This is a genomic window from Haliscomenobacter sp. (assembly GCF_965225875.1).
Classification (GTDB): domain Bacteria; phylum Bacteroidota; class Bacteroidia; order Chitinophagales; family Saprospiraceae; genus Haliscomenobacter.
Genome location: NZ_CBDDBS010000002.1, coordinates 81,575 through 107,859 on the forward strand (window position 1 = coordinate 81,575; position 26,285 = coordinate 107,859).

Consider the following 26,285-nt stretch of genomic DNA (forward strand, 5'->3'; position numbering starts at 1 on the left):
TGGAAAGACCAATATAGCATAAATCATTTTTGCCCTTCCATTTTGCGGTATTTCGCGGGCGACACCCCCATCTGCTGCTTAAACAACCGCGAAAAATAAAAGGGGTCACTGATGCCAATTTGCAGGGCAATTTCATTGATGCGCAACTCGCTAAAATGCAACAATTGACAGGCTTTTTGGATGCGCAATTGGTTGAAATATTCAATCGGGGCATAACCAGTATCTTCTTTGAATTTTCTCGAAAAAAAGGAAGTTGAAAGGTGCACCGATTGGGCAATTTGCTCCAAACTTAGGGATTGTAACAAGTTGTCTTGCATCAACTTTATGGCCCGATCAGTTGAGCTAATGGTCTGGTTCTTGGTATTTTTTTGCTGAAAATGCTCCAAGGTAATAAAGGTGCTGAGGTAATGCGGAAACAATTGATTGGCAAAGTATAGGTTTCCGATGCTAAATCCCTTGCCAAAAGCATTGGCGATTTGTTTGAACAGCTCGTTCCTTTCCTCCGAAAATCCCACCTGTACCGTTCGGAAAACCTCAGTAGGCTGACCCATCAGGGATTGAAGAAACCTTTGCTGTGGGAGGGAAAATCACGGAGGTATCATGAAGCACAATGTATTCTTATTCCTGATTTTTTCAGTCACTTTGGCCCTACATGCGCAGCCAGTCAAACGCCTGTACATCGCCAACGATGACCATACCGACTACATGTGGACCGCGAATGAAGCAGCCTACGATTCTGCTTTTGTACAAATGCTCGATTTTTACCTGCATCAGATCGATTCGACCAAAAATAATCCTCCTGATTTTCAGGCGCGTTACAATTGTGATGGCAGCTACTGGCTAAGGGCTTATCAAAAATACCGCTCGCCGGCACAGTTCAATCGTTTGATTGCAGCCATCCGCTCGGGGCACCTCAGCAGCCCTTTGAATTCCCTGGTGAGTACTTATGGTGCACAGCCCACCGAGGCCGTGCTGCGCGGGATGTATTATGCCGGGCAACTGGAACGCGAGCACAAGCTGCGCTTTACCCTCGCAACGGCCATGGAGAACAATACCATCCCCCTGGGTCTGAGTTCCTTGTGGGCGGGTTCAGGTGCCAAATACAGTTGGAAAGGCATCGGGGGTTACGGCAGTCAAATGACCTATGAATACCGCTCCAATCGCCGCAATCAGTTGTACCGCTACGCGGGATTGGATGGTTCAAGTGTGTTGATGAAATGGTACAATTACAATGGCAAGCCCAATGCGCATACTCCGCTGGGTGGTTATGCGGAATGCCGACTGATCATCAAATCAAAGGACGCAGTGAAAGAGATTGGGCAAATCGTGGATGAACTGGATGCCTTTTGTGATACCCTTTCGCCCCAATCCACCCATCGATTCAATGTCGGTGGAGCCTTTGGCTGGGGGCACGACGATTTGGCTACTTTCATTTCCAACCCTTTTATTCAGGCGGCTCAAAACGGAACCAATGCGAACCGCAAAGTGCGGGTGTCCAACGAAGAAGATTTTTTCCAAGACGTAGCCCGAACTTATCCCAATCTCCCCACTGAATCACTCAGCTACGGCAACGAGTGGGACTTGTATTGTGCTTCGATGAATGAAACCACCGCTCAAGTACGGCGATCCCTGGAAAAACTCCGCAGCGCCGAAGCCATGGCCTCGATTGTGGCGTTAAACAACCCCAATTTTGCTGCCTCGCTCAACCATGCTCGGCAACAAGCCTGGGAGGCTTTGGGCTTTTATTGGGAGCACAACTGGACCGCCGATGGCCCAGTAACCCGCCCCATCCGCGCCGAATGGCAGATCAAACTACAAAAGCAACTCGCCAATTATGTTGATTCACTTTTTGCTCTTTCGAGCGCATCTTTGGGGAAACAAATCAAAAAATCGGCCAATCCTCGGTTTTACGTGTTCAATCCCCTCAGCTGGGCCCGCGATGATGTGGCGGATTTGCCCTACGACGCGAGTGAAGCCATTAAAGTGATCGACCTCAGCAACCAGCGTGAAGTAAGCCATCAGATGATTGTCAAGGGTGGACAATCCTTCCTGCGAATTGAAGCAAAGGACATTCCTTCCTTGGGTTATAAAGTTTTTGAAATCCGTAAGGGCCTAGCTAGTTCGCGCCCCCTGGCGGCAACGCTTGCAGGGGAGTACCTCAGCAATGACTATTACAAACTTCGCCTGAGTCCTTCCGGGGCCATCACCGAATGCTACGACCGCCGTGCCGGCGACAAAGCTTTGGTCATGCCAGGGAAATCCCTCAACGATTTGGGCGCAAGCCAACTCAATTCCGGTAATCCAGTGGTGATTGAAAACGCTGGGCCCGTGTCCGTCACTCTCAAGGCGGTTTCGACGGACCCCATTTTGCATACCGTTCGGGTGACTTTGTACGCCAATAGCCCGCGCATCGAAGTGGAAGACAGCATCCAGGCTAATTTTAAGGACGTAAAAACTTGGTCTTTTGCTTTTGATCTGAAAAATCAGGTCACTCGCCACGAAGAACTGGGTGCGGTTTTGACCGTAAAAAAAGAAACCCGGGGTGGACATTATGCCGCTCAAAACGCCCGCTATGATTGGCAAACCTTCAATCATTTTGCCGACTTAAGTGAAAGCGATTACGGCATTACCCTCTCCAATCTGGATTGTAGTTTTTTCAAATTGGGGGAAAGTAGTGTTGATTCCCTCTGGGAAAACTCCGCTGAACTGCATGCCCTAGCTGGAGGACAAGTGGATAGAAAAAGGGAAGACAAGGGGATGATGGGCATTTTTAATCAAAATGGCCAATCGGCTTTTTTATACCAATTTGCCTTGAGTGCACACCAATCGGCTTTTGACCCCGGCACCGCCATGAAATTCGCCTTAGCCCATCAAAACCCCTTGGTCACAGCATGGGTAGATGGAGGTAAAACTGGCAGTAGCGCGCACAACTTTTCGCTGATCTCGGTTGATGACCCAAATGTGTTGCTGTGGAGTGTCAAACCCGCTGAAGAAGGCATCCAGGGTGGCTTGATCACCCGCTTTTGGAACTTCAATGCTACAGCCGTGAGCCCGAAGCTGCAACTGAGCAAACCCATTCGGCAAGCCTGGCATACCTCTCATGTTGAAACAAATGAAGTGGCGTTGAGCCCGGTTAAGGGTATCTTAAAGCTCGATTTAACGGGTCAACAGTTGAAGACTTATCGCTTGATGCTGAAATAGAGGGGGATTGGAGTTAAGTGATGGGACAGTATTGATGGATTTCATTTACTCGTCTCCAACTACAAAATCACCCCTCTCTTTTTTTCCGATACTCCACCGGGCTTTCCTGAAACTGCTTACGGAACAACCGATTAAAATTCGACAGGTTTTTAAAGCCCGACTCATAACAAATGTCGAGGATCGAGAGGTCGGTTTCTTTCAACAAACGACTGCTCTCATTCAAGCGCATTTCGATGACAAAGCTGAGGAAGGATTTTTGGGTGCGTGATTTGAAATACCGGCAAAAGGCTGATTCGGACAAATTGGCCAATCTGGCTGCCGCCTGGATAGTGATGTCGTTTTTGTAATGCAGCAGCGCATATTCCAATACCTTGTGCATTTTTAGGCTGTCTTTAATATTGATGCCCCTGATGGTATTGATGGAGAGGGGTTGCAATTCGCTGGAGGTAGACAGGAGACCAAAAATTTCAATCAAACCTTTCAATCGTCCAATTTTCCCAGCCTCCAACATCTCGTACATCAGGGCTTTGATCTTCCTGCGCGTTTCTCCCAATACCATGATGCCATTCATCGACAGAGCCAGCACCTGTTTCATCTCTATCATCTCGGGGGTATTAAAAAATTGCTTACCCAAAAAGCCTTCCAAAAACTGGATCACAATGGAACTGGGTTTGACATTGGATTCAACTTGATAAAAGGTATCATCGGCTTTAAACAGGTGGGGAACATTTTTGCCAATCAAGGCAATCTCGCCTTCCTGATAGGTCGAAAAACTGTTGCCGATGAACTTCATGCCAAAGCCGCGCTCACAATACACTAGTTCGTACTCCTCATGAAAATGCCAGGGCGTTTCGAAGTACGGCGACTCGTAACGATTCACGATGAACGAACTCCCGGCAACCAGGGGAAGTTTCTGGAAAAGGGCGTTTTTATTTAATTTTATTTTGGTCAAAATAGTATCGTTAAAAGTTTATTTGTAGTGGCAAGATAGTTAAAGGAGTTGTTTTTTTGCAATCAGGAGCTGGTTTAATTGCAACACATTGGTATTATTCTGACCAAACTCTACATCAAAATTCGCAAGACCACGATGAAAAAATTACCATTTCTCCTCTTTCTTCTGCCCCTGCTCGCCCTCTGGCAAGGCAATCTGCCCAAACAGCTTGACCAACCAGACAATGGAGGAGACTGGGCTCATTACGGGTACGACCCGAGCCACAGCAAATTTTCACCACTGGATGCGATCAACCTCAAAAACGTGCAACAACTAAAAGAGGTTTGGCACCATCAGGAATCCGCCGATGGGTCGAGTATCTTTTTGAATCCATTGGTCATCAAAGGCAAAATGATCGCCTTGATGCCTTCCAAAAAATTGGTCGCCCTGGATGGTAGCAACGGAAAATTGATTTGGGAATTTGAGCCAGATGCTTCAGATATTTCCAATTGGACCAAAGGAATAGCTTATCGCCACGGCAGCAAAGGTAAACCTGACGCCATTTTATTCGTTTCAGGATCAACCCTTTATTCGATTGACGCCTCCACTGGGAAACCAATTCCTGGTTTTGGCAAAAACGGGAGAGTCGACTTTTATACCGGCCTCAGCGTAAGTAAGGCTCGGCGCAACGAGGTGGCCATCAGCAGCAATGCCCCGGGCGTGATCTACAAGGACCTGTACATTATTGGTTGTAAAGTGCCCGATGAATTGCCTTCCACATCCGGAGATATCCGCGCTTTCAACGTGAATACAGGTAAGTTGGTTTGGACTTTTTATACCATCCCCAAACCCGGTGAATATGGTGCCGATACCTGGCCTGCGGGAGCTCGCAACAAAAACGGCGGCGCCAATTGTTGGGGAGGCATGGCTTTGGATGAAAAAAGAGGCATCGTGTATGTACCTACGGCTTCTCCTTCTTTTGATTTTTATGGCGCTGACCGCGAAGGACAAAACCTGTTTGCCAACTGCCTCCTGGCGCTGGATGCCAAAACAGGCAAACGCATCTGGCATTTCCAAACCACCCACCACGATTTGTGGGATCGCGACAATGGTTCACCGCCCAATTTGGTAACCCTTGAACAAGATGGCAAAAAAGTGGATGCTGTAGCCCTGGCCACGAAAATGGGCTACGTATATGTATTCAATCGAGACACGGGTGTTCCCATTTTTCCCATTGAAGAGGTGCCGGTACCCACCACAAGTGAGATGCCTGGAGAAAAGCCCTGGCCCACTCAACCCATCCCAGTCAAACCTGCCCCTTTTGCCCGTCAGGGCTTCAAAAAAGAATATTACAGCACCATTAGCCCGGAATCAGAACAATACATCAAGGATCAGATCGCTAGCCAACAATACAATACGGGTATTTATGAACCACCGAACCTTAGGGGCTCAATCATTGTCCCCTCGGCGAATGGGGGCTCCAATTGGGGCGGGGCTGCTGTTAACCCTCATTCTGGGGTAATGTTTGTCAACTCGGTTGATTTGCCCTGGTTTTTAAAGCTGCAAGAAATGAAAAGTTTGAGCGCGAATAACGACAAAACGGGCGAAAACTTATTCAAATTGTACTGCAGCAGTTGCCACGGTATGGATAAAAAGGGTGCGGGGCCAGGCCCCGATATCAGCACAAAAATCAATCTGTATTCGGCCAAAAAACTCGAAAACATCATCAGAAGAGGCGCCGAACCGATGCCCTCGTTCAAACATTTGCCCCCTGTTCAAATCAATGCCATCGTGTCCTATTTGAAAGGAACCCCAGTAGAAACCAAAAATGGAGAGGCTGGATTGGAATCCGCCAGTACCGAACCCTATGGCTTTTCAGGATATGATTTTTATCGGGACAAATGGGGATTCTCTGCCATCAAACCGCCCTACGGTACACTCAATGCCATCGACCTCAATCGGGGCGAAATCCTCTGGCAAGTGCCCCTGGGAGAAGACCCCAAACTGGCCAAGATGGGCATCAAACAGTCCGGAATGTTCAGCCGGGGTGGTTGCATTGCGACAGCCGGAGGGCTCATCTTCATCGCCGCTACCGCTGATGGAATGTTTCGGGCTTTTGACCAAGCAAATGGTGAAATCGTTTGGGAGACCCAACTACCGGGCAATGGCACCGCGATCCCTTCGACGTATTCCATTGGCCAAAAGCAGTACCTCACGATTGCCGTAAGCCCCAATCCCGGTAAAGGATACAAGGGTGGATACATTACCTATAGCCTCGACTAGAGGTAATTTAAACTGAGCAAACTATGCTAAAAGATAAAAAAATTGTGATCATCGGCGGCACCACGGGCATTGGTTTATCGGCTGCCCGAGCTTTTGTTCAGGCAGGAGCCCAGGTGGTTTTAGTGGGCAGAAACCCGGAAAGCGGCCAGGCAGCTCAAGCTTTGCTGGGCGATGCTGCCCGGGTGTACAGTGGCGATGCCTCCGATCCTGCCACTGCGGAACAGGCCATTGATTTATGCCTCGACACTTTTGGTGATTTTGATGGCTTGTACCACGTAGCGGGGGGAAGTGGCCGTAAATTTGGCGACGGCCCGCTGCATGAACTGAGCCTGGAAGGCTGGAACAAAACCTTTGAGCTGAACCTTACGGGGCTTATGCTTTCCAACCAGGCCGCCATCCGCAGGTTTCGGGCTTTGGGCAAAGCCGGGACCATCCTGAATATGGGCTCAGTATTGGGGTTTTCTCCTTCTCCTAAATACTTTGTTACGCATGCTTATGCAGCGACAAAATCAGCCGTCATTGGATTTACCAAATCCATTGCCGCCTATTACGCTGCCGACAACATTCGGGTCAACCTATTGGCCCCGGCATTGGTGGAAACACCCATGTCGGAGCGCGCCAGCAAGGATGAGGCCATCCTGAGTTTTGTCAAAACCAAACAACCGCTGGATGGGGGCCGAAATGGTCGACCTGAAGATTTGGATGGTGCGGCCATTTATTTTATGTCCGATGCTTCCAAATTCACTACGGGCCAAACCTTGTATGTGGATGGGGGTTGGGAGCTCTCGGAGGGGCAATATTAACTTGTTTTCCATTAAATTAAATCAACTCAACAGAATCGCAAGATCCAATGTCTTATACACAAACCTACCTCCAAAAATGCCAGGGCCTACTGGAAACCGTAGCCCGGCAAGAAGCAAACATCCAGCGAGTAGCTATTTTATTTGCCAACTCCATCCTCGCTGGCCGCATGGTTCACGTGTTTGGCAGCGGCCACAGCCGCATCATGGTAGAAGAGATGTGGCCCCGTTACGGTTCTTTCCCCGGTTTTAACCCCATCGTAGAATTGTCCCTGACCTTTCACAACCTGGTGGTGGGTGCCAACGGGCAACGGCAAGCCATGTTTTTGGAAAATGTAATTGGCCTGGCTCAGCAAATTTTGCGAAACTTTGACCTGTCTGACCTGGATGCCGCCCTCATCATTTCTTCCTCTGGCTGTAATGTGGTGCCCATCGAAATGGCTGAATTGTTCCAACAAAAAGGCATCAAAACCGTGGGCATCATTTCCCAACTGCATTCCGAAGCCAGTACCAGCAAACGGCCGGATGGCCTGAAACTACAAGACTTCTGTGACATCGTACTCGATTCGGGTGCACCTGTTGGCGATGCGATGGTCAGTATTAAAAACCTGGATACTCCCGTGGCACCAGGCTCCACAGTGGGATCTTGTATGCTCATCAATTGCATTAAAGCCGAGTTGGCCAATTTGTTGACCCAGGCTGGCCACCCGCCCAAAGTATTGACTGCCGGAGCCGTAATTGGTGCCGAACGTGCAACGGAGTTGTTTCAGGCAGCTTACGACGAGCATGCCCACCGCATTTCGAGGATGTACAAAAAAGTGGGGATTCCCAGCTACGTTTCTGAGCAAAATCTATAAAAACGATGTACAGGAACCTGAAAACCATTGAAGGAGTTGACATTCTTGTGGTCGGTGCAGGATCGGCCGGTTGTGTCGCTGCATTGGCGGCCGCTTCTCCTAAGTACCGCGTATTGCTGGTGGAACGTTATGGTTTTTTGGGCGGGTCATCTACCCAAATGCTGGACACTTTTTACGGTTTTTTCACCCCTAGCGAAACGCCAAAAAAGATAGTTGCTGGTTGGCCAGATGTAGTGGTCAATACCCTGGATGATCACGGCGAAATTTTTTTGCGCCCCAATACTTATGGAGCGGGAACCGGGGTAAACTACAACCCCGAACGCCTTAAAAATGTGTGGGACCAGCTCCTGATCCAAGCTAGAGTCGACATGTTGTTGCATACCACCTTGATCGACGTCAACCCGCTTTCCGAAGGCCGCTACGAGTGTATTTTTTGGAACAAATCCGGTTTTTGGAAAATAACCCCCCAACGCATCATCGACGCATCTGGTGATGCTGATTTTTGCCACCTGGCAGGTTTTGACTACGAAATCGCCGGTGAACAAGAACCGGCCCAAAGTATGACCACCACATTTCGGATGGCCAATGTAGACCTGGATGTTTTTGAAATGGCCGGCGGGAAAAAAGCCCTGGCACAAATCATGGCGCAAACCAGCCAGCCCCTACCCCGCAAAGAAGGTTCAGCACACGCCATGAATATGCCCAAATGTATCTCTACCGTAGCAGTAAAAGTAGGCGGGCTCAATGCGCTCAATGTACAAGACCTTACTAAAGCGGAGGTAGAAGGCCGCCGCCAGGCATTTGTATTTGAAGCGTTTTTTCAAAAGGAGGTGCCTGGATACGCCGATGCCAAAATCATTGGCTTGTCTACCCAAATTGGAGTACGCGAAACCCGCCGGGTGTATGGTGAATGGCGCCTGACCAAAGCGGAATGTATGGCCGCACAGATTCCAAACGACTCTATTCTGCTCTGTGGGGCCCCCATTGAAGACCACCGGGAAGGCAAAAACGGCGAAAGTGAAACGCACTGGCAATACATCCCCGCAGGTGGTATTTATGGGGTCCCCTATGGCACCATAGTCCCCAAAACCAGCCAGACAGTGTGGGTGGTAGGCAGGTGCTTCTCCGCCACACACGATGCGCATGCCTCTTGTCGCTCCATGGCACAAACCATGGCTATGGGGCAGGCTGCCGGCTTGGCTGCTCTGCAATCGCTGGACACAGACAGTTCTGCTGGCCTACTGGATGTAACCAGGCTGCGCGAAAGCCTACTGCAACAGGGCGCGGTTTTGGAAACGCCAGATCAAGCTGCTTTTACCGGAAAAGACCAATGGAAACTCAACTTTAAATGATATGTCCTTTATTCGAACCATCTTAGGCGATTTGCCTTCCGAAAAAATGGGCATCACTTTTTCACATGAACACGTGGTGATTGAGGAAAATTATGTCACCCTGAATCAGCCAACGTTTTTGCTGAATGACGTGAAAAAAATCTCAGCCGAGTTGACGGGCTTAAAAACCCTGGGTTGTTCGACTATGGTAGACACCATGCCAGTCAACGCCGGGAGAAACCCTATCAAGTCTGCTGTCATTGCCCGCCAAACGGGCATCCAGCTCATCGTCCCCACTGGCATCCACCTCGAACAGTACTACCCGGCCAGCCATTGGCGCTATACCTACACCGAAGAGCAATTGAGCGATTTGTTCATTGCTGATATTGAACTGGGTATTGATCAGTTTGATTACAACGGCCCCATTGTTAATCGGACTGCCCATCGTGCTGGATTAATCAAATTAGCTACTGGTGATGAACCAATCACCAGGCATCAGGAGAAAATTTTTCGGGCAGTAGTCAATACTCATCTGGCAACTGGTGTTCCAATCCTCACCCATACCAACGCTGGCAAACACGCCTTGGCCCAAGCTGAATATTTTGCCAAACTGGGGGCTAATCTTCAGCACATTGTGCTTTCGCATGTGGACAGGAATCGGGATTTGGACTATCACCATGCCCTGATGCAAACGGGGGTGAGTGTAGAATACGACAGTGCTTTTCGCTGGAAAACTGGTGAGGAAAACTGGACCTATACTTTATTGGAAAAATTGCTGCCATCCTATCCTGAGCAAATTACAGCAGGTATGGATGCTGCCAAAAACAGCTATTGGCGCGCTTATGGTGGAAAACCTGGTCTGGATTTTTTGCTGACCACCTTTGTTGAGGAACTGAATCAACGGGGTTTAGGCCATTTTTTCAAAGCAATTTTTATTGACAATCCTGCACGGATTTTTAGTTTTGAACCAATCAAACCATAAACAACATGGCTAACCTATGCATTCTGGGTGGCGGCTTCATCGGGCGTTTTTATGCCGAATCTTTATGCGGCAGACGAAGCAAAGATCAGGTAGTTGCTGTTTTTTCCCGCAGTGAAGCCTCGGCAGCGCGCTTTGCAGCGGATTATGCCGTTCCCCACTATTTTACCGACATGGAAGCAGCCGTTCAACACCCGGGTGCCGATTTGGTGATCATTGCTTTACCCAATTATCAACACGAGGAAGCGGTCCATTTGTGCGTAAAACACAAAAAGGCGGTCTTGTGTACCAAACCCCTAGGCAGAAACGCCGCCGAAGCGCTGCGCATGATGCAGGCTTGTGAAGAGGCTGGCATCTTTGCGGGTTACCTCGAAGATTTGTGTTATACACCCAAGTTTTTGAAATCTTTGAGCAGTGTCAAGAGTGGTGCCATCGGACGGGTTTTGTGGGCAAAATCCAGAGAAACGCACCCCGGACCCCACTCCGATTGGTTTTGGGATCTGAATTATGCCGGTGGAGGTGCCATTCTGGATATGGGCTGTCACTGTGTGGAAATTTCCAGAAACTTTATTGGAAAGGAGGTCAAACCTGTCGAAGTCATGTGTTGGGCTGATACGCAAGTCAAACCCATCGACGCCGAAGACCACGCGATTGGTTTGGTGAAGTATGAAAATGGAGCAATCGGCCAATTTGAAGTTTCCTGGACTTTTCGTGGCGGCATGGATTTACGCGATGAAGTGATGGGCACCGAAGGTACCATCTGGTTGAACTCCTGGCTGCGCACGGGTTTTGAAATGTTCACCAGCGGTGCCGGAGAGGGGGGCTACGTGGTCGAAAAAGCGGAGAGTTCCAGCGGTTGGCAATTTCCAGTGGGTGATGAGGCGCACGAATTGGGCTACACCAATATGTTCATCGACATGTTCGATGCTTTTGAAACAGGCCAACAACCCAGCGAAACTTTCTATGATGGTTATGTGGTGAATGCGATCATCGACGCTGCCTACAAATCAGCCAAAAGCAAATTGTGGGAACCTGTGGACTTACCCGTTTGGCGTGGTTTAACTGGATTGAGCAAACCTTCCGTATATCAGGATTACGATCAGGACCACTGGTTCATTAAGGAAGAGATTTTGCCGAATGGCGATAAAAAAGTCATCGTCAAAAAAAAGGCATCCGGGGAAATATTGGAAATTGAAACCTTAAAAACCCAAAAGTCTCATGAATAGCATGAAAAAACGTACCTACGATGCCATTGTGATTGGATCGGGCATTAGTGGAGGCTGGGCTGCAAAAGAACTGTGTGAAAAAGGTTTAAAAACTTTGGTTTTGGAGCGGGGTCGGGATGTTAAACACATCGAGGACTACCCTACCACCTTGATGCATCCTTGGGAATTTGAGCACCGGGAAGAACTGCCGCTGGAGGTTCAAAAAGCCAATCCTATCGCCAATCGTTGCTACATTTTTAAAGAGGATGCAGCCCATTTTGTGGTCAAAGATGCAGAGCATCCCTATATCCAGGATAAACCTTTTGACTGGATTAGAGGCTACCAGGTCGGGGGCAAATCCTTGCTTTGGGCGCGCCATACCCAACGTTGGAGCAAGTACGATTTTGAAGGCCCCGCTCGGGACAACTTCGCTGTTGCCTGGCCAATTGGATACAATGATGTAGCACCTTGGTATAGTCACGTTGAAAAATTTGCTGGCATTGCCGGTAATCGCGACGGGCTGGAGGAATTACCTGATGGGGAGTTTTTGCCTCCTTTTGAAATGTCCTGTGTAGAAACGTACTTCAAAGAAAAAATCAAGGCAAAGTACCCCAATCGCCATGTCATAAGTGCAAGAATGGCTCATTTGACCAAGCCGCAGCCCATTCATTTGCAACAAGGCCGGGGTAAATGTATGAATCGCACCATTTGTCAACGTGGCTGCCCTTTCGGTGCTTATTTCAGCAGCAATGCTGCTACTTTACCCTGGGCTGCACAAACGGGTAAAATGACCCTTCGTCCTAATTCGGTGGTTCATTCTATTATTTATGATGAAAAAAAACAACGGGCAACGGGGGTACGGGTCTTTGATTCCGAAACCAAGGAGATGATGGAATTTTATGCCCGCATCATTTTTGTTAACGCGGCGGCTTTCAATACCAACCTGATTCTGCTCAATTCAACCTCTAATCGTTTTCCCAATGGCCTGGGTAACGACAATGGCCTCATGGGCAAATATGTCGCTTTTCACAATTACCGCGCCCGGGTGAGTGCCGAATACGATGGCTTTATGGATCGTACTACTGATGGCAAACGTCCTGGTAGCAGCTACATGCCCCGGTTTAGGAACGTATACCAACAGGAAACGGACTTCCTGCGCGGTTACGCTACTGTTCTCTGGGCTGAACGGGATCAAGCCTACAGTTCGGATGGCCTTGGCGTTGATTTAAAAAACAACCTTACTACCAGGCGTCTGGGCAATTGGAAAGTTGGCATGTTGATGATGGGTGAAACCATTCCCAAAGCCAGCAACTTCTTGGCCCTAGACAAGCAACAACTCGATCCTTTTGGCATGCCAAAGTTGAAGATATCCATCGACTACGACGACAATGATGAAAAGATGATCAAAGACTTTTTTGAGCAAAGCGAGGCCATGTTTTCAACCGCTGGTTTCAGCAATTTCAAAACCTCAGATTCTCATCAGGCTCCTGGGCTTGATATTCACGAAATGGGTGGGGTAAGAATGGGGAAAGATCCTAACACTTCTTTGCTCAATGCCTGGAATCAGTTGCATGCTTGCAAAAACGTGTTTGTGACTGATGGGGCCTGTATGACTTCAACTTCTACTCAAAATCCATCATTGACTTATATGGCCCTTACGGCCCGGGCAGCAGATTTTGCGGTAAAAGAATTGAAAGCAGCAAGATTATAGATGATTATGCAGCTTTTTGGCTTTCGGTTTATTCGCTGGACTCAATGGCTGAAGTAAGATTATATCCCACACCCCAAAAATCCATCATTAAGATAAGATTGTGCAAAAATCCCACCTATACTTTACCGATTTTTAGACCCTAAACCAGGCCATTTGCAGCAAAACAAAAATATTTAGACATGCTCTAAGGGCTAAAATCTATTTTACAGGTCTTTTAGAGAACAGAAGACAACTACATCATTGCTTACCAATACGCTCGTTTACATGCTACCAACCGAACTGATAGGTCGCTTCCATCCACTGATTGTCCACTTGCCCATCGGCATCTTGCTTTTTGCCTTTGCGATGATGGTTTTTCAGCGCATCCGAAAAATAGACATTGAGGTGGTGATCGGCTTTGCGTTGTTTTCAGGTGCGCTATGCTCGGTTGCTGCTTGTGTGGCGGGTTGGATTTTGGCGCAATCTGGGGAATACGACGCAGCTTTGGTTGCCAAACACCAATGGACCGGTATTGCGACCACAGCCATGGCTGCACTGGCTTTTGCGCTTAAACGTTTCCGCTGGATTTTGATGACCAGCACCGTCATTTTGTTGACCTTAGCTGGCCATTACGGGGGCAACCTGACCCACGGCGAAGACTACCTTTTTCCCAAAAAGAAAACCGCGCAACGGGTTAACATCCCCAATCTGGATAGTCTGCAAATCGCAGAATTAGCCAGTACTACTGCTGGCCAAACCGCAAATACCGAAAATGGAGCTGTCCCCCAAACCGTTGAGCGAAAAACCTTTATCTACCAGGATTATGTGGTGCCCATTTTGGAAAACAAGTGCTACAGTTGTCACTCCGCTACCAAAATGAAAGGTGGTCTGCGCCTGGATACCGAAGCCTTCATTAAAAAAGGGGGAAAAAATGGCAGCATCCTGAGTCCCGGAAACCCCAACGCCAGCAGCATCTTCAGCTGCTTGCTGCTCCCCGCCGACGATGACAAGCACATGCCTCCCAAAGGCAAACCCCAGCTCAGCGAACAGGAAATTGCCGCCTTGCATTTTTGGATCAAAAAGGGGGCATCTTTCCAGGAACAAATCGAAACCATTACCATTGGCGCAGGCAGCAACCCGACTGCTCTGGCAATCCCTAGCCTCAAATTGGCTGAACTCCCCAAAGCTCCCAGCGCTGATAGTTTAGTGGCCAAAGGATCACTCAATGCCTCGATAAATAGGTCCAGTCAGGAGGCCAGTATCCTGAGTACCCCCGTCGGTGCAGCAACACCCACGGCTTTGACCCAATTGCAACAAAACAACATCATCATCAGCGATTTTGGCCAGGGCAGCAATTACCTCATGGCGAATTTTGTCAATGTAAAAAAATACAGTTCCTCCTTGCTGGATGATTTAAATAACATCAACAAGCAATTGCTGAGAATCCGCTTGAGCAATCAACCGGTGCAGGACGATGACCTCAAAAAACTGGCTGGTTTTAAAAGTTTGACCTGGCTTAATTTGGAAAAAACCAACATCAGCGACGCAGGTCTGGCGCATTTGCAAAACCTGCCCAACCTAGAACAACTCAACTTGTACGGAACGAACATTACAGATCGAGGACTCCCGGCACTGACGCAGTGTGTGCACCTGAAAACGCTCTACTTATGGCAAACCAAAGTCAGCCCTCAGGGGGTTGAACAATTGAAAAAGGCCATGCCGCAATTACAAATCGTGATGGGGGGATTCCAATTTGCCAAACCCGACTCCATGGGTCCGGGCAAAAAAGAACTTCCTTCAGGTAACAAACAAGCACTAAAATGAACATCTTCGAAGAATACAACAGCAAGGTCAATCGCCGCGAATTTTTATCCGGAAGTGTGCTGGGTTTAGGTGCTACCGCGTTGAGCAGCTTGCTGACGGGCAATGAGTTTTTGACCAACGACAACAATTTGCCCCATTTTCCGCCCAAGGCCAAACGGGTGATTTATTTGTTCCAGAGTGGTGCACCTTCCCAATTGGAGTTGTTTGACTACAAACCCAAATTGAAGGAGATGTTTGGGCAGGAATTGCCTGCTTCCATTCGGGGCGAACAGCGGGTGTCCGGCATGACGGCCAATCAGCGCTCCTTTCCCCTTGCTTTTGGTAAATTTACTTTCGGCCAATACGGCCAGGGCCGCATTTGGCTCAGCGACCTCCTACCCTACCACCAACAAATCGCCGATGAACTCTGTGTCGTCAAGTCGATCCATACCGAAGCCATCAACCACGACCCTGCGGTGACTTTTATCCAAACCGGTAGCCAGCAAGGGGCACGGCCCAGTTTTGGTTCCTGGATCAGCTATGGGCTGGGTTCTGAAAATAAAAACCTGCCCGCTTTTTGTGTGCTTTTATCGCGTTCCACCAGCTACGACCAACCGTTGTACGCCAAGTTGTGGAACAATGCTTTTTTGCCTTCTGAACACCAAGGGGTCTTGTTCCGCTCTGGCGATGATCCGATTTTGTACCTCAACGACCCGCCAGGAGTCGATAAAGTGACCCGTCGGGACATGCTGGATGTATTGGCCAAATTGCACAAACAACAATTGGAAACCGTACTCGACGACGAACTCAATAGCCGCATTGCCCAGTATGAAATGGCCTACCGCATGCAAACTGCGGTGCCCGATACCTTGGATGTGAGTAAGGAACCGGATTGGGTCTTCGACCTCTATGGCTCCCAGGCTCGCAAACCGGGAACTTATGCTGCCAATTGCCTCCTTGCGCGTAAATTGATTGAAAACGACGTGCGTTTTGTACAGTTGTACCACCAGGGCTGGGATCAACACGGCAATTTACCTACCGACATAAAAAAACTGGCCAAGGATGTGGATCAGGCCTCGGCTGCCTTGATCCTGGACCTCAAACAACGTGGTCTGCTGGAGGATACCCTGGTGATTTGGGGTGGGGAGTTTGGCCGGGGCTGTTATTCCCAGGGCAAATTGACCCCCGATAATTATGGGCGCGATCACCACCCTCGCTGCTATTCCATCTGGATGGCTGGCGCCGGGGTGAAAAAAGGGTTTACCTTCGGTGAAACGGATGATTTTGGCTACAACATCATCAAAGACCCGGTACATGTGCACGATTACCAGGCCACCATCATGCATCTCCTGGGCATCGATCACGAGCGCTTTACCTTCAAGTTTCAGGGCCGGCGTTATCGACTGACCGATGTGGCCGGGCACGTGGTGAAAGACCTTTTATTGTAAATTTTTATCGACAATGCTTGAATATGAGCTATCGCAATACATTATTCAGTTTCGTAGCACTGATCTTCTTTTTTGGCGTGCAGTCCTGGTTTTGGGTGGAAAAGAAGCAAAATCCAGACCCTGTTTTTAGCTGGCTGGACTGTTTGGGCTGGTACAAGTCTCTGACTTGTACCGATTATTCCCGCGTCTCCGACGCACAAGCAACGCAGCAATCAAGCGTTTTTGCCGGTCAGAGCCCCATTAGGAGCGAAATCCGGGTATCCAACATCCCCACCGAACCCAAAATCGATTTCAACAGCCAAATCAAACCCATTCTGGCCGACCGTTGCTTCAAATGCCATGGCCCCGACGAAAACAAGGTAGACGCTGGTCTCCAACTCACTTCCTTTGAAAAAGCTACCGCTCTTTTGGAATCGGGCAAACGGGCAATTGTCCCTTTCAAACCCCAGGAAAGTGAATTGGTCAAACGGATCCTGACTACCGATCCAGATGATGTAATGCCTTCTCCCAAATCCAATCTAAGCCTCAGCGAAGCCGAAAAAAACTTACTCATCCAATGGATTGAACAGGGTGCGGAATACCAACAGCATTGGGCCTTTATTCCTCCGGCAATCCATCCTGTCCCAGCCGTCCAAAACAAAGCCTGGGTCAAAAATCCCATCGATTATTTTATTGCCGAAAAACTGGAGGCAAAAGGCCTCAAACCCAATGTGGAGGCCAGCAAAGAAACCTGGATACGGCGACTATACCTGGATCTCACTGGCTTACCTCCCACCGTGGACGAAGTGCGTGCTTTTGTGAATGACCCCTCTCCCCTGGCCTACCAAAACCTGGTGGATCGTTTGTTGTCCTCCCCGCATTATGGCGAACGAATGGCGCTGGAATGGCTGGATGTGGCGCGTTATGCCGACTCCCATGGCTATCAGGACGATGGCTTGCGCAATACTTACCCCTATCGCGACTGGGTGATCCGGGCCTTCAATCAAAATTTACCCTTCCACGAATTCATCACCTGGCAACTGGCGGGCGACCTCCTGCCCAACCCTACCCGCGATCAGCTCCTGGCTACTTGTTTCAACCGCAACCACCAACAAAGCCAGGAAGGGGGCGTGGTGGATGAAGAATACCGCGTCGAATACGTGGCCGACCGGGTGAACACCTTTGGCAAAGCTTTTTTGGGCCTCACCACCGAGTGTGCCCGCTGCCATACCCACAAATATGACCCCATCGAACACAAAGATTATTATTCCCTTTTCGCTTTTTTTAACCAGAACAACGATACGGGGATTGTGCCTTACAACGGAGAGGCTTCGCCTACCATTATTCTGCCTAGCCCCGCTGCCGAAAAAAGCCTGGACAGTTTGCGCGCCTTGATGCAGCCCCATTTGTCCAAAGTACAAGTGTCCAAACTATATCTCCAAGACCTGGAGAAATGGATGCAGGCGCTTAAAACCGAGGACAAAACTGCCTTTAGTCAGCCTTCAGGCCGGGTACTCTACCTCGATTTTGAAAAGCTGGATAGCACTCTTACCGTTGACCATATTGTCCCGCCATCTAAAGAAGAACTGGCCAAACGCGCCAAAGAAATTGAAAAAAGCAAAAAGGACAGTACTGTAAAAATCAAACCCTTACCTAAAATTAAAGGCTTCTGGAACTTGGAAAAAAGCGACACTAGCCTCAAAGCGGCTTCATTTTTAGGCGATCGGGACAAATACCCCCAACAAACCCAGGGCAAAAAAGGCTTCGGCGTTTTGTTCCGGGGCGACGCTGGGCTGTACACTGGCCCAGCGCTCAATTATGACCGCCAGCAGCCTTTTTCAGTCAGCATTTGGGTCAAATTGCTCAAAAAAGGAGAAGAAGGGCCCATTTTTAACCGCACCAATGGGGATGCAGAGGGCTACCGCGGCTGGCTTTGTAAATTGAATAAGGACGGCACTTTGTCCTTCCAGTTCAATCACGTTTGGCCAGCCAATGCCATCGATTTTAGAACCCTCGATTCGCTTAAAGTGGGCCAGTGGACCCATCTTGCCCTCACCTATGATGGCAGCAGTAAAGCGGCAGGGGTTCGCTTTTGGGTCAATGGCAGCATCCCCCGCTACGAGCTGTTGACTGATGATTTGCAAAAAAGCATCGTTTTTGCCCGCCATCAATTCATCCGCGCCAAAAAGAACTTCATGCTGGGGATGGAGCAGGGCAACAACTCCAAAACGATCCAGCATGTTGTGATGGATGAATTGCAGGTGTTCAAACGGCAATTATCGGAAATCGAAGTATTGGAGCTTTTTGACGGTCAGGAACGTTTCAGCAAACTGTTGGCTAAACCTACCCTCAATCCGACTGAACAACAACAAGCACTGGAGTTTTACCTGCTCCGGGGACTCCAGCCGGAATTTGCCGCTAGCCAGGCCAGTTTATTGGCTTTGCGCCAACAGGAAAACGAGTTGGTGACCGATCAGGAGGAGGTGATGGTTATGCGCGATCGCCCAACTTACCGCAAAACCTATATCCTCAATCGGGGTGCCTACGATGCGCCCTCCAACATCGAAGTGACTCCAGGCACCCTCGGCAAGGTTTTTCCTTTTGATGAAAAAAAATACCCGCGCAACCGCCTCGGTTTGGCGCAATGGTTGCTGGCATCCGAAAATCCATTGTTTACTCGGGTAGCTGTAAACCGGTATTGGCAAATGCTTTTTGGCAAAGGTTTGGTCGAAACCCAGGAGGACTTTGGCAACCAGGGGGCACTTCCCTCCCACCCTGCTTTGTTGGATTGGCTGGCGCTTGATTTCAGGGCCAAAAACTGGGATGTGAAAGCCTTTATCCGGCAAATTGTGCTCTCGGCGACTTACCGGCAATCGTCCACCCCGAGTCCTGCGGCCAAAGAACTGGATTTCAGCAATAACTTGTATAGCCGCTACCCTGCCCATCGTTTGTCCGCAGAGTTGGTGCGCGATAATGCCCTGGCCGCCAGTGGGCTTTTGGTACCACAAATTGGTGGACCCAGTGTGTACCCCTACCAGCCTACCGGATTGTGGGAAGCCTTGGCAACCCGCAATGCTACGAACTATGTGCAAAACCACGGCGATAGTTTGTACCGCCGCAGCTTGTATACGATTTGGAAACGCAGCGCTCCCCCACCCTCTATGCTCAATTTTGATGCCACCGATCGCTCGTACTGCGTGGTGAGGCGGCAAAAAACGGCGTCGCCCTTACAGGCCCTGGTGCTGATGAACGATCCACAGTTTGTGGAGGCCGCCCGGATTTTGGCCGAAAAAATGGTCAAAAGAGCACCCCAGGCCGCCGAGCGCCTGGAGTATGGGTTTCAAGCCTTGATCAGTCGCAAACCGCGGGAAAATGAATTGTTGGAGTTGAGTCGTTTGTTTGAAAAACAATTGACCTATTTCCAACAACATCCTGAGTTGGCCAGTCAATTGCTGAAAGTGGGCGAATACCCCCGTGATGCTCAATTGAACGAGTTGGAGGTGGCTGCTTACACCATTGTGGCTTCTACGTTGATGAATTTTGATGAGTTTTCTGTAAAACGATAATTTTGGCATATTGCTGTAACTTTATTTCGCCCGTTCTTTAGGCGTGAACGGCCCTAATCTCACTATTGGTACAAACGTTTAGCAACGAGTAAAAGAAGATTTGACGCTACAAAAAACAATGCCCCCGATTTTCAAACGCGCTTTAATTGTGATGGCAGCTACTGGTTGTATGTTTATGAAAAATTCGGCAGTTGTGGGAAACTACCCTTGTCACTGGCTAATCGACGCCCTAAAAAAATCAATACACCTTGGCCAGAGCCGTAAAAATCGTCCACCAATCTGCTTTGCCTTCATTCTTCCCAAGTCTCACGATGATCAAATCCTTAGCTGGATTTACGTATACAAATTGGCCCAGTATTCCTTCTGCCATAAAGTCTTCACCTGGGGTTGGCAACCACCATTGGTATTGATAGTACCTGACACTACCATTCGTGGTGTCCAACTTTGTGGATGCTTCAACCCATGCTTGCGAAACAATTTGCTGGCCATTCCAATTGCCTTCGTTTTTATACAGTCGTCCTATTTTGGCAAAATCTCTGGCTCTAGCGTTTAAACAGCAAAATGTTTTTTCCAGGCCATTTTTTTTTCGGTCAATACTCCAGCTTGCGTCATATTCCATTCCGAGTGGAGTCCATAATTTCTCCTGCAAATATTGGGTGACTGTTTTTCCTTTCAGCACACGCTCCAGGATCAATCCCAATAGCTGAGTATTGCCACTGATGTACTCAAACTGCTTTCCAGGCTCACTTTTTAACTTCATTTTCTCAATTTGTTTCCTCAGGTTGAGCCCGTAGTAAAAGGAAGCGGCATCTCCAAAAGGGTTGGCGTAACTTTCATTGAATTGAATTCCAGAGGTCATCTGCAAAAGATGTTTGATTGTTACCCGATCAAATCCAACCTTGTTTAGCTCGGGTATGTATTTCACAATTGGCTCATCAACCGATTGAATGAGTCCCTCGTCGATGGCACAGCCGATTAGAATAGAAGTTACCGATTTTGCCATTGAAAAAGAGGGCACAATACTTTCGTGGTCATAACCTTTGAAGTACTTTTCATATTGAATCGTATCGTTTTTGATGATTAAAAACGCTACCGTTTTATGGTCTTCAAGGTACTGGTCGAACGGACCATTGTAAATTTCTTTGGGGACTTTGCCCCTACTAGCCTTAGGAAAGCTAAATGTATCAGCGCCCCTTTTTAATGGTCTCGACTGGAATTTTTTGTGGTCATTGATGTCAGCGAAGTTGTAAAAAACAAAGCGTCCCAATTGACAGGAAGTCAATAGCAAAGAGCTGACAATGGCAATAAATAGAATCTTAGTGCATGCAAACATTTTGGCGTCTTTTTGATGATTCCAAAATATCGAATGTAGATAAGGGTTAAAAATCAATTTACAGGAATGCCGAAAAACGGGGATGAACGCAGAGTTTTGAACCGATGCTCAAACGAAAAATCGGAATTGAATGCGGACAAACCTTGGCTTTTCCTTAAAGAACGAATGCTTTCGAGTATACCTAAATCTCAATTTTCCACCGATCCAATTTATCCTTTGCCAAGGCACCAAGCGGAGCACTTTTCCGACTATTGTCGTCCATTTGCACAATCACTGTTTCCGCACTGGCTACACATTTGTCTTGTTGAAACAATTGCTGATAAAGGGTGATCGAACTATTGCCAACCTTCAGTACAGCGGTCCCAATGTCCACCCGTCCCGGCCAAGTCATTTCTTCGATAAAATTCAAGTGTAGCGCCGCAATGACAAAACTGAAGCCATCCTGCAAAATGGGTATTTCTGGATGGTATAAAAACTCCACCCGTCCAGTTTCCAGAAAAGTAGAGAAGTTGGCATTGTTGACATGACCCTGACGATCAGTGTCGGCATAGCGCAGCTTGTCGAACGCTTGGAGAGGGAAATCGTGAAGGGCTAACAATTTCATTGGGAATCCATGTTTTGGGTATTCAAAAGAACAGAATCGGAATACAAATGTTGAAATAATTGATCAATTGTACAATCTGAAGCATCCAAAGCAATACAATTTTAGCTAAAACATTTATAAACCAAAATCCAATTAGACATGATCAATCGACTGCTGGTTATACTGTTCATCGTCTTTGTGGCTAGTTTCCTACAAGCGCAAAACACGCTGAATAAAGGCAAGGTATTTCCCAAGGTTTTTCATGATACCATCCTCATTGAATTCATTAATGGGAAAATCCAGCGCATCGAAGGAGTTGACTTTTCCAAAAGAACACCTACGCTTGACTGTGAACTGATGATGGGCGATTACACCTCCAAAGACGTCATCAATCTTGAGTATGTGAATGAACACGGTGTGGTAGTAGCAGTATCGATCGGTATGAAATGAGGAAAAAAATGAAATCACTTTGATACCACAAGTATCGAATGAATCCCCACCTCTGGCACCTTCACCGTGACGATTCCACGCTCATAACTGAACGCCAGGGGCCGTTGCTCTGGTTGTTGGATGATTCGCAGCGGCTTTTGGCTGCTGCGAATTTTAAGGGTCAGGTTCCGCAAAGCGGGCAGTTCATCATAAGTCGAGACCTTGTCACTGTTGTAGTTCCCTCCAGCATTGACCAGGTTAATGGTCAGCTTACCGTTCAACTCATTTACGGTCAGGTGCACGAGCTTGGAGCCACTGACCTCCACCAAGGGCTGGGGGAACAATTGTTTTACTATCCCATCCAAAAAATCGCGTAACTGTGGTGATTGAAAGTTGCGGTAACTCGAGCCCAGATTGCCATAAATACCAGCGATTTTTCCCCGGCCATAATCCGCCATCGACGCAATGCTGCCAGCCGGAAAGCGTGAATCTTCCTGAAGATAATACGATCCCAAACTACGCACCTGGCTCAACAATTTGACGGGCTGTATCCAATCGTTACCCAAGCCGAGATTGCCTTTTCCCATGACCCAAAACCGACTTTTCAGGGCTTGGCCCTGTGGTTCTATCCCCAGTTCAGTTTTGAAGTTTTGACAGGCCTCAGCTCCGATCACCAGCAGTTTCCCGCCATTGTACACATAGGTTTTGAGTTCTTGCAAAAAATCCTCCTCCAAATAGGCCCACTCCGGGATCACGACCAAGGGGTACTTGGCCAAATTGCCCCGCAGGTGGTGCTCCGACAATACCTCAACCGCATGCTGAGCATCCATCAGCGCGCTGAGGATGGCTTTCGAAGCCTCGGCTACCCCGTTTCCGTAAATGCTAGAGCTGTACTTGTGGTAACTGGCCAGCGAATACAGCAAGGCGACCTGGGGAATGGCTCGGGCACCTTGGGTAAAGGGTTGCCGGGCGCGTACAAATTTAGCCAGCTCCGCCATCGTTTTGACCTGTTGCACCCGGATCGAAGCATCCCGGTTTTGGGTGAAGTAACACTGAAAAGCCCCGCCCATGGCGATGACCTCGGCTGCTTCCTGGCTCAGGTTAAGCGCCGTTTTTGCACAATGATTGCTTGTACCCCACTGGGTATTGAAACTCCAGGACATCAAATCCCAGGGCTTGTTGTAATGCCGAGACTGCGCCGCCAAAACGCGGGCTTCAAAAAGGGCTGAATTGACGCCATTCATGGGTGCCAGGTCACCCGACATGAAGTCTACATTGAGCTCAACGGGTTCGGGCATGAAGGAAGAAAAAGCCCAGTTGGAAGCCACCTGGAAACCAGGTTTGTAGCGGTGCAACTCATCGGTGTAGCGTCCCACGTAGCTTTTAAACGACTCGCGGGCAAAATACATAAAAGCGGGGTAATCGGGATCAGTTTTCGCTTTGGGTACCGTTTTGATACCAGTGTTGCGTTTGAATTTTTCCAGGGCCTGCGTCCCATAATCCAGCACGGTTGCCCAGCAGTCCCCATCTACCCATACCCCGTCCACGCCGTAATCGGCTATTTCTTTTAGCTGAGGGATCAGGAGTTCATCCACGTAAGGACTATGTACCGAGGTCTTTTGAGTGCTGGCCTTCCCCGTGGCGTCCACGGCAGCCCATTCGGGGTGTTTGCGGAGGGCAGCATCGTCCCACACACCGGAATAATGCACATAAAGCGCAACTCCGTGTTTTTGGGTCACCTGGCGAAACAAGGCCAGTGGATCTTTGGCAAAACTTTTGACCATTGTGCCATTGGTTACCTTGCTCGGATAACTCACTACGCCCGGATGGCCTTTGGAATCAACTTGAATGAAATCTGGTTTGACGGCGCTCAACAAACTATCGATCATCCCTTCGGTAAGGGTTTTCCCAACCAGGCTATCTCCCGTATTGGCATGAAAATCAAAATGAAGGCCAAAGAAACTGTCCGCGCGGCGCAAAGGCGTTTTTTGCGCGAGCAACTGAGTGCAGAGCAGGGCGAACAGGGGGATAAAAAGTAGGTTACGCATGGTGATCGATATTGGTCTTGGTATAAGCATTTGTTCAGTGCTTCGGCTTAGCCAATCCATGAATCGTCCTGCCCCCGTACTTCCAGGCATCCTCTTTTTCTTTGTTGAGGAGTGCATCTAAATTATCCTGGGGCGTAAAGTCCTTTTCAGCCTTTTGTGCCAGCAGGCTAAGCATTTTGATTGACTCTTGTTTGTCCAAATCCCCCAGTTTTGCCTTTTCTACCGCATTAGTCAAAGTTTCAATGGTTTCATCGTACACCTTGATGGGTACCGGAAAGGGGCGGCCACTTTTTCCGCCGTGGGCAAAAGCATAGCGAGCCGGATCTGAAAAACGGGAAGGCGTGCCATGGATGACTTCGCTGACCAAAGCCAGAGACTGTAAAGTTCTTGGCCCCAAACCATTGAGCAACAATAAATCTTCAAAGGATTGGGTTTGGCTTTCCTGAGCAAGCCACAAAATACTACCCAGGCGCTTCAAATCTACATCTTTGGATTTAATGTCGCAATAGTCAGGCAGTTTCATGTGAGGGATCTCCTGCAAAATTTTATCGGGATGTTCTTGAGCGATGGCCAGCATGGCTTTTTGGGCAGGTAGTGCCCGTTTATCGGTCAGGTTTAAAATTTCACCCTGGTTTTCGCCGCAAATGGCCGTATGGGGCTCCTCCACAAAAGAGTGCAAACTGGCCGAATTCCAGTGGTAACGCCGGGCCTGTGCAGTATCGGTATTCATCCCCTGCTGGATCACCGACCAATCACCCTCGGCACTGAGGATAAAACTGTGCAGGTAAACCTGAAATCCGTCCTGAACAGCAGTATTATCCACTTTGGCGGTCAGGCGGCTGCATTTGGCCAATTCATCCCCGTTTAAGCCCGTTTTTTCGCCAATCTTGAGCAGTTCATGTGGCGTTTGTAAAGACTCCTTACCTTTTCCTCCACAGATGTAAATGCCCAGTTCGGGAGCATGGGGGTTCAGCGATTTTTTCAAAGCGCTCATTACCGCAGTGGTTACACCGGAAGAATTCCAGTCCATGCCGATGACTGCGCCAAAGCTTTGAAACCAAAAAGGGTCAGAAAGTTTGCGCAAAAACTCCTTTTGCCCATATTCCAAAACGATTGACTGGACAATCGGCAGGCTCAGTTTGATCATTCTTTCAAACAACCATGCAGGAATACTTCCCCCCATCAATTTAAGATCCGCTGTACCTGAACGCTTCATTTGACTTTGTTTTGATGGTCTTTCCAACTCAATAAGTATTTTACGGCTAAAGAGCGATGATTCCCCCATAAACTGGCTATTTCCAACATTTGTGCTTTTAGTTTCGAACTTGGATCCAGGCCATAGACCCGGGGCATGACCTGTTTGAGGTGAAAATCATCATAAGGAAAAACATTAGGTCGATTTAGCGTAAAAAGCAAGATCATATCGATCGTCCACTTGCCAATTCCTTTGATAGAAGACAATTGTTGCCTGATCGCATCATCACTCAGGGCATTCCAATCCAACTTGTTTTCTGTAAAAAAATCCAGCACAGCAAGTACGGTCTCATACTTACTGAGCGATAATTTTGCATCCCCCAAGGCCTTTGCTTCGAAAGCAGGAAAGTTTTGTAGAGTCAAGCGGTCGATCTCGGCCCGTTGAAGCATTTTGGCAAAAGTTTTCTTGGTGCTCCGATAATGAATTTGCTGCTCCAGAATACAACTCATCAGGTCAAAAAATACATCCCCGGTACTTTCGACCAAAGGCTCGGGAATGAGGCTGATGATGTGGGCGAGTTTTTCATCAGCCGTCGACAGGAATATTTTGCCTTGAGTTGACATG

Annotated in this window: 19 protein-coding genes; 12 read left to right on the top strand and 7 right to left on the bottom strand. The window is 48.5% G+C overall.

All coding sequences use genetic code 11. The features are described 5' to 3' along the window. Positions 1-23 precede the first annotated feature (23 nt). Positions 24-551 (bottom strand): AraC family transcriptional regulator, encoded by a 528-nt coding sequence (locus ACO08K_RS03420; protein WP_421794994.1) that lies wholly within the window; start codon positions 549-551, stop codon positions 24-26. Between the two features lie 49 nt (positions 552-600). Here ACO08K_RS03420 and ACO08K_RS03425 point away from each other — a divergent pair, with 49 nt between their 5' ends. Beyond that, a complete protein-coding gene (locus ACO08K_RS03425) occupies positions 601-3,201 on the top strand; it encodes a glycoside hydrolase (RefSeq protein WP_421794995.1) in 2,601 nt (866 codons plus the stop codon). 67 nt (positions 3,202-3,268) lie between these two features. Here ACO08K_RS03425 and ACO08K_RS03430 read toward each other — a convergent pair whose 3' ends face one another. Then, entirely contained in the window at positions 3,269-4,153 is an 885-nt protein-coding gene (locus ACO08K_RS03430) for an AraC family transcriptional regulator (protein ID WP_421794996.1), read from the bottom strand. Between the two features lie 135 nt (positions 4,154-4,288). On the opposite strand from ACO08K_RS03430, the gene ACO08K_RS03435 reads away from it, so the two are divergent. The 10 genes from ACO08K_RS03435 (at position 4,289) to ACO08K_RS03480 (ending at position 20,073) form a co-directional block, all read left to right on the top strand. Further along, entirely contained in the window at positions 4,289-6,415 is a 2,127-nt protein-coding gene (locus tag ACO08K_RS03435) for a PQQ-binding-like beta-propeller repeat protein (protein WP_421794997.1), read from the top strand. A gap of 23 nt (positions 6,416-6,438) precedes the next feature. After that, the gene (locus tag ACO08K_RS03440) at positions 6,439-7,218 is read left to right on the top strand and encodes an SDR family NAD(P)-dependent oxidoreductase (protein ID WP_421794998.1); all 780 of its coding nucleotides are present in this window, start codon (positions 6,439-6,441) and stop codon (positions 7,216-7,218) included. A gap of 47 nt (positions 7,219-7,265) precedes the next feature. Further along, positions 7,266-8,072 carry a sugar isomerase domain-containing protein gene (locus tag ACO08K_RS03445; RefSeq protein ID WP_421794999.1) on the top strand — a complete coding sequence of 269 codons (807 nt, stop codon included), beginning with the start codon at positions 7,266-7,268 and terminating at the stop codon, positions 8,070-8,072. 5 nt (positions 8,073-8,077) lie between these two features. Continuing rightward, positions 8,078-9,424: an FAD-dependent oxidoreductase gene (locus ACO08K_RS03450; RefSeq protein ID WP_421795000.1), complete on the top strand. Its 1,347-nt coding sequence runs from the start codon at positions 8,078-8,080 to the stop codon at positions 9,422-9,424. A gap of 1 nt (position 9,425) precedes the next feature. After that, a complete protein-coding gene (locus ACO08K_RS03455; protein ID WP_421795001.1) occupies positions 9,426-10,385 on the top strand; it encodes a phosphotriesterase family protein in 960 nt (319 codons plus the stop codon). A 5-nt stretch (positions 10,386-10,390) separates the two neighbouring features. After that, positions 10,391-11,608, top strand: a complete 1,218-nt coding sequence (locus ACO08K_RS03460) for a Gfo/Idh/MocA family protein (protein ID WP_421795002.1) — start codon at positions 10,391-10,393, stop codon at positions 11,606-11,608. After that, the gene (locus tag ACO08K_RS03465) at positions 11,601-13,298 is read left to right on the top strand and encodes a GMC oxidoreductase (RefSeq protein ID WP_421795003.1); all 1,698 of its coding nucleotides are present in this window, start codon (positions 11,601-11,603) and stop codon (positions 13,296-13,298) included. The genes ACO08K_RS03460 and ACO08K_RS03465 overlap by 8 nt, the downstream gene beginning before the upstream one ends. A gap of 264 nt (positions 13,299-13,562) precedes the next feature. Next, positions 13,563-15,101 (top strand): c-type cytochrome domain-containing protein, encoded by a 1,539-nt coding sequence (locus ACO08K_RS03470; protein WP_421795004.1) that lies wholly within the window; start codon positions 13,563-13,565, stop codon positions 15,099-15,101. Beyond that, positions 15,098-16,528, top strand: a complete 1,431-nt coding sequence (locus ACO08K_RS03475; RefSeq protein WP_421795005.1) for a DUF1501 domain-containing protein — start codon at positions 15,098-15,100, stop codon at positions 16,526-16,528. Before ACO08K_RS03470 ends, ACO08K_RS03475 begins: the two co-directional genes overlap by 4 nt. Before the next feature lie 23 nt (positions 16,529-16,551). Beyond that, entirely contained in the window at positions 16,552-20,073 is a 3,522-nt protein-coding gene (locus ACO08K_RS03480; RefSeq protein ID WP_421795006.1) for a DUF1553 domain-containing protein, read from the top strand. Between the two features lie 238 nt (positions 20,074-20,311). Here the strand turns inward: ACO08K_RS03480 and ACO08K_RS03485 are convergent, their stop codons facing one another. Together ACO08K_RS03485 and ACO08K_RS03490 are read right to left on the bottom strand one after the other, a co-directional pair. Next, a complete protein-coding gene (locus tag ACO08K_RS03485) occupies positions 20,312-21,406 on the bottom strand; it encodes a serine hydrolase domain-containing protein (protein WP_421795007.1) in 1,095 nt (364 codons plus the stop codon). A gap of 181 nt (positions 21,407-21,587) precedes the next feature. Then, a complete protein-coding gene (locus tag ACO08K_RS03490; protein WP_421795008.1) occupies positions 21,588-22,010 on the bottom strand; it encodes an acyl-CoA thioesterase in 423 nt (140 codons plus the stop codon). A 138-nt stretch (positions 22,011-22,148) separates the two neighbouring features. Between ACO08K_RS03490 and ACO08K_RS03495 the strand changes: the two genes are divergently transcribed. Next, positions 22,149-22,439 carry a hypothetical protein gene (locus ACO08K_RS03495; protein WP_421795009.1) on the top strand — a complete coding sequence of 97 codons (291 nt, stop codon included), beginning with the start codon at positions 22,149-22,151 and terminating at the stop codon, positions 22,437-22,439. 14 nt (positions 22,440-22,453) lie between these two features. On the opposite strand, the gene ACO08K_RS03500 is transcribed toward ACO08K_RS03495, so the two are convergent. The 3 genes from ACO08K_RS03500 to ACO08K_RS03510 are packed head-to-tail and all read right to left on the bottom strand — an operon-like array spanning position 22,454 to position 26,284. Further along, positions 22,454-24,466, bottom strand: coding sequence for a beta-galactosidase trimerization domain-containing protein (locus tag ACO08K_RS03500; RefSeq protein ID WP_421795010.1), 2,013 nt, complete (start codon positions 24,464-24,466; stop codon positions 22,454-22,456). 34 nt (positions 24,467-24,500) lie between these two features. Beyond that, positions 24,501-25,682, bottom strand: a complete 1,182-nt coding sequence (locus ACO08K_RS03505) for a DUF763 domain-containing protein (RefSeq protein ID WP_421795011.1) — start codon at positions 25,680-25,682, stop codon at positions 24,501-24,503. Further along, positions 25,679-26,284, bottom strand: a complete 606-nt coding sequence (locus ACO08K_RS03510; RefSeq protein WP_421795012.1) for a DNA-3-methyladenine glycosylase family protein — start codon at positions 26,282-26,284, stop codon at positions 25,679-25,681. Before ACO08K_RS03510 ends, ACO08K_RS03505 begins: the two co-directional genes overlap by 4 nt. Position 26,285 lies beyond the last annotated feature (1 nt).

Bases quoted from the DNA above. Each gene is read 5' to 3' on its own strand.
- ACO08K_RS03420 (WP_421794994.1), bottom strand. From the start codon at position 551: ATGGGTCAGCCTACTGAGGTTTTCCGAACGGTACAGGTGGGATTTTCG.
- ACO08K_RS03425 (WP_421794995.1), top strand. From the start codon at position 601: ATGAAGCACAATGTATTCTTATTCCTGATTTTTTCAGTCACTTTGGCC.
- ACO08K_RS03435 (WP_421794997.1), top strand. From the start codon at position 4,289: ATGAAAAAATTACCATTTCTCCTCTTTCTTCTGCCCCTGCTCGCCCTC.
- ACO08K_RS03440 (WP_421794998.1), top strand. From the start codon at position 6,439: ATGCTAAAAGATAAAAAAATTGTGATCATCGGCGGCACCACGGGCATT.
- ACO08K_RS03445 (WP_421794999.1), top strand. From the start codon at position 7,266: ATGTCTTATACACAAACCTACCTCCAAAAATGCCAGGGCCTACTGGAA.
- ACO08K_RS03450 (WP_421795000.1), top strand. From the start codon at position 8,078: ATGTACAGGAACCTGAAAACCATTGAAGGAGTTGACATTCTTGTGGTC.
- ACO08K_RS03455 (WP_421795001.1), top strand. From the start codon at position 9,426: ATGTCCTTTATTCGAACCATCTTAGGCGATTTGCCTTCCGAAAAAATG.
- ACO08K_RS03460 (WP_421795002.1), top strand. From the start codon at position 10,391: ATGGCTAACCTATGCATTCTGGGTGGCGGCTTCATCGGGCGTTTTTAT.
- ACO08K_RS03465 (WP_421795003.1), top strand. From the start codon at position 11,601: ATGAATAGCATGAAAAAACGTACCTACGATGCCATTGTGATTGGATCG.
- ACO08K_RS03470 (WP_421795004.1), top strand. From the start codon at position 13,563: ATGCTACCAACCGAACTGATAGGTCGCTTCCATCCACTGATTGTCCAC.
- ACO08K_RS03475 (WP_421795005.1), top strand. From the start codon at position 15,098: ATGAACATCTTCGAAGAATACAACAGCAAGGTCAATCGCCGCGAATTT.
- ACO08K_RS03480 (WP_421795006.1), top strand. From the start codon at position 16,552: ATGAGCTATCGCAATACATTATTCAGTTTCGTAGCACTGATCTTCTTT.
- ACO08K_RS03485 (WP_421795007.1), bottom strand. From the start codon at position 21,406: ATGTTTGCATGCACTAAGATTCTATTTATTGCCATTGTCAGCTCTTTG.
- ACO08K_RS03490 (WP_421795008.1), bottom strand. From the start codon at position 22,010: ATGAAATTGTTAGCCCTTCACGATTTCCCTCTCCAAGCGTTCGACAAG.
- ACO08K_RS03495 (WP_421795009.1), top strand. From the start codon at position 22,149: ATGATCAATCGACTGCTGGTTATACTGTTCATCGTCTTTGTGGCTAGT.
- ACO08K_RS03500 (WP_421795010.1), bottom strand. From the start codon at position 24,466: ATGCGTAACCTACTTTTTATCCCCCTGTTCGCCCTGCTCTGCACTCAG.
- ACO08K_RS03505 (WP_421795011.1), bottom strand. From the start codon at position 25,682: ATGAAGCGTTCAGGTACAGCGGATCTTAAATTGATGGGGGGAAGTATT.
- ACO08K_RS03510 (WP_421795012.1), bottom strand. From the start codon at position 26,284: ATGTCAACTCAAGGCAAAATATTCCTGTCGACGGCTGATGAAAAACTC.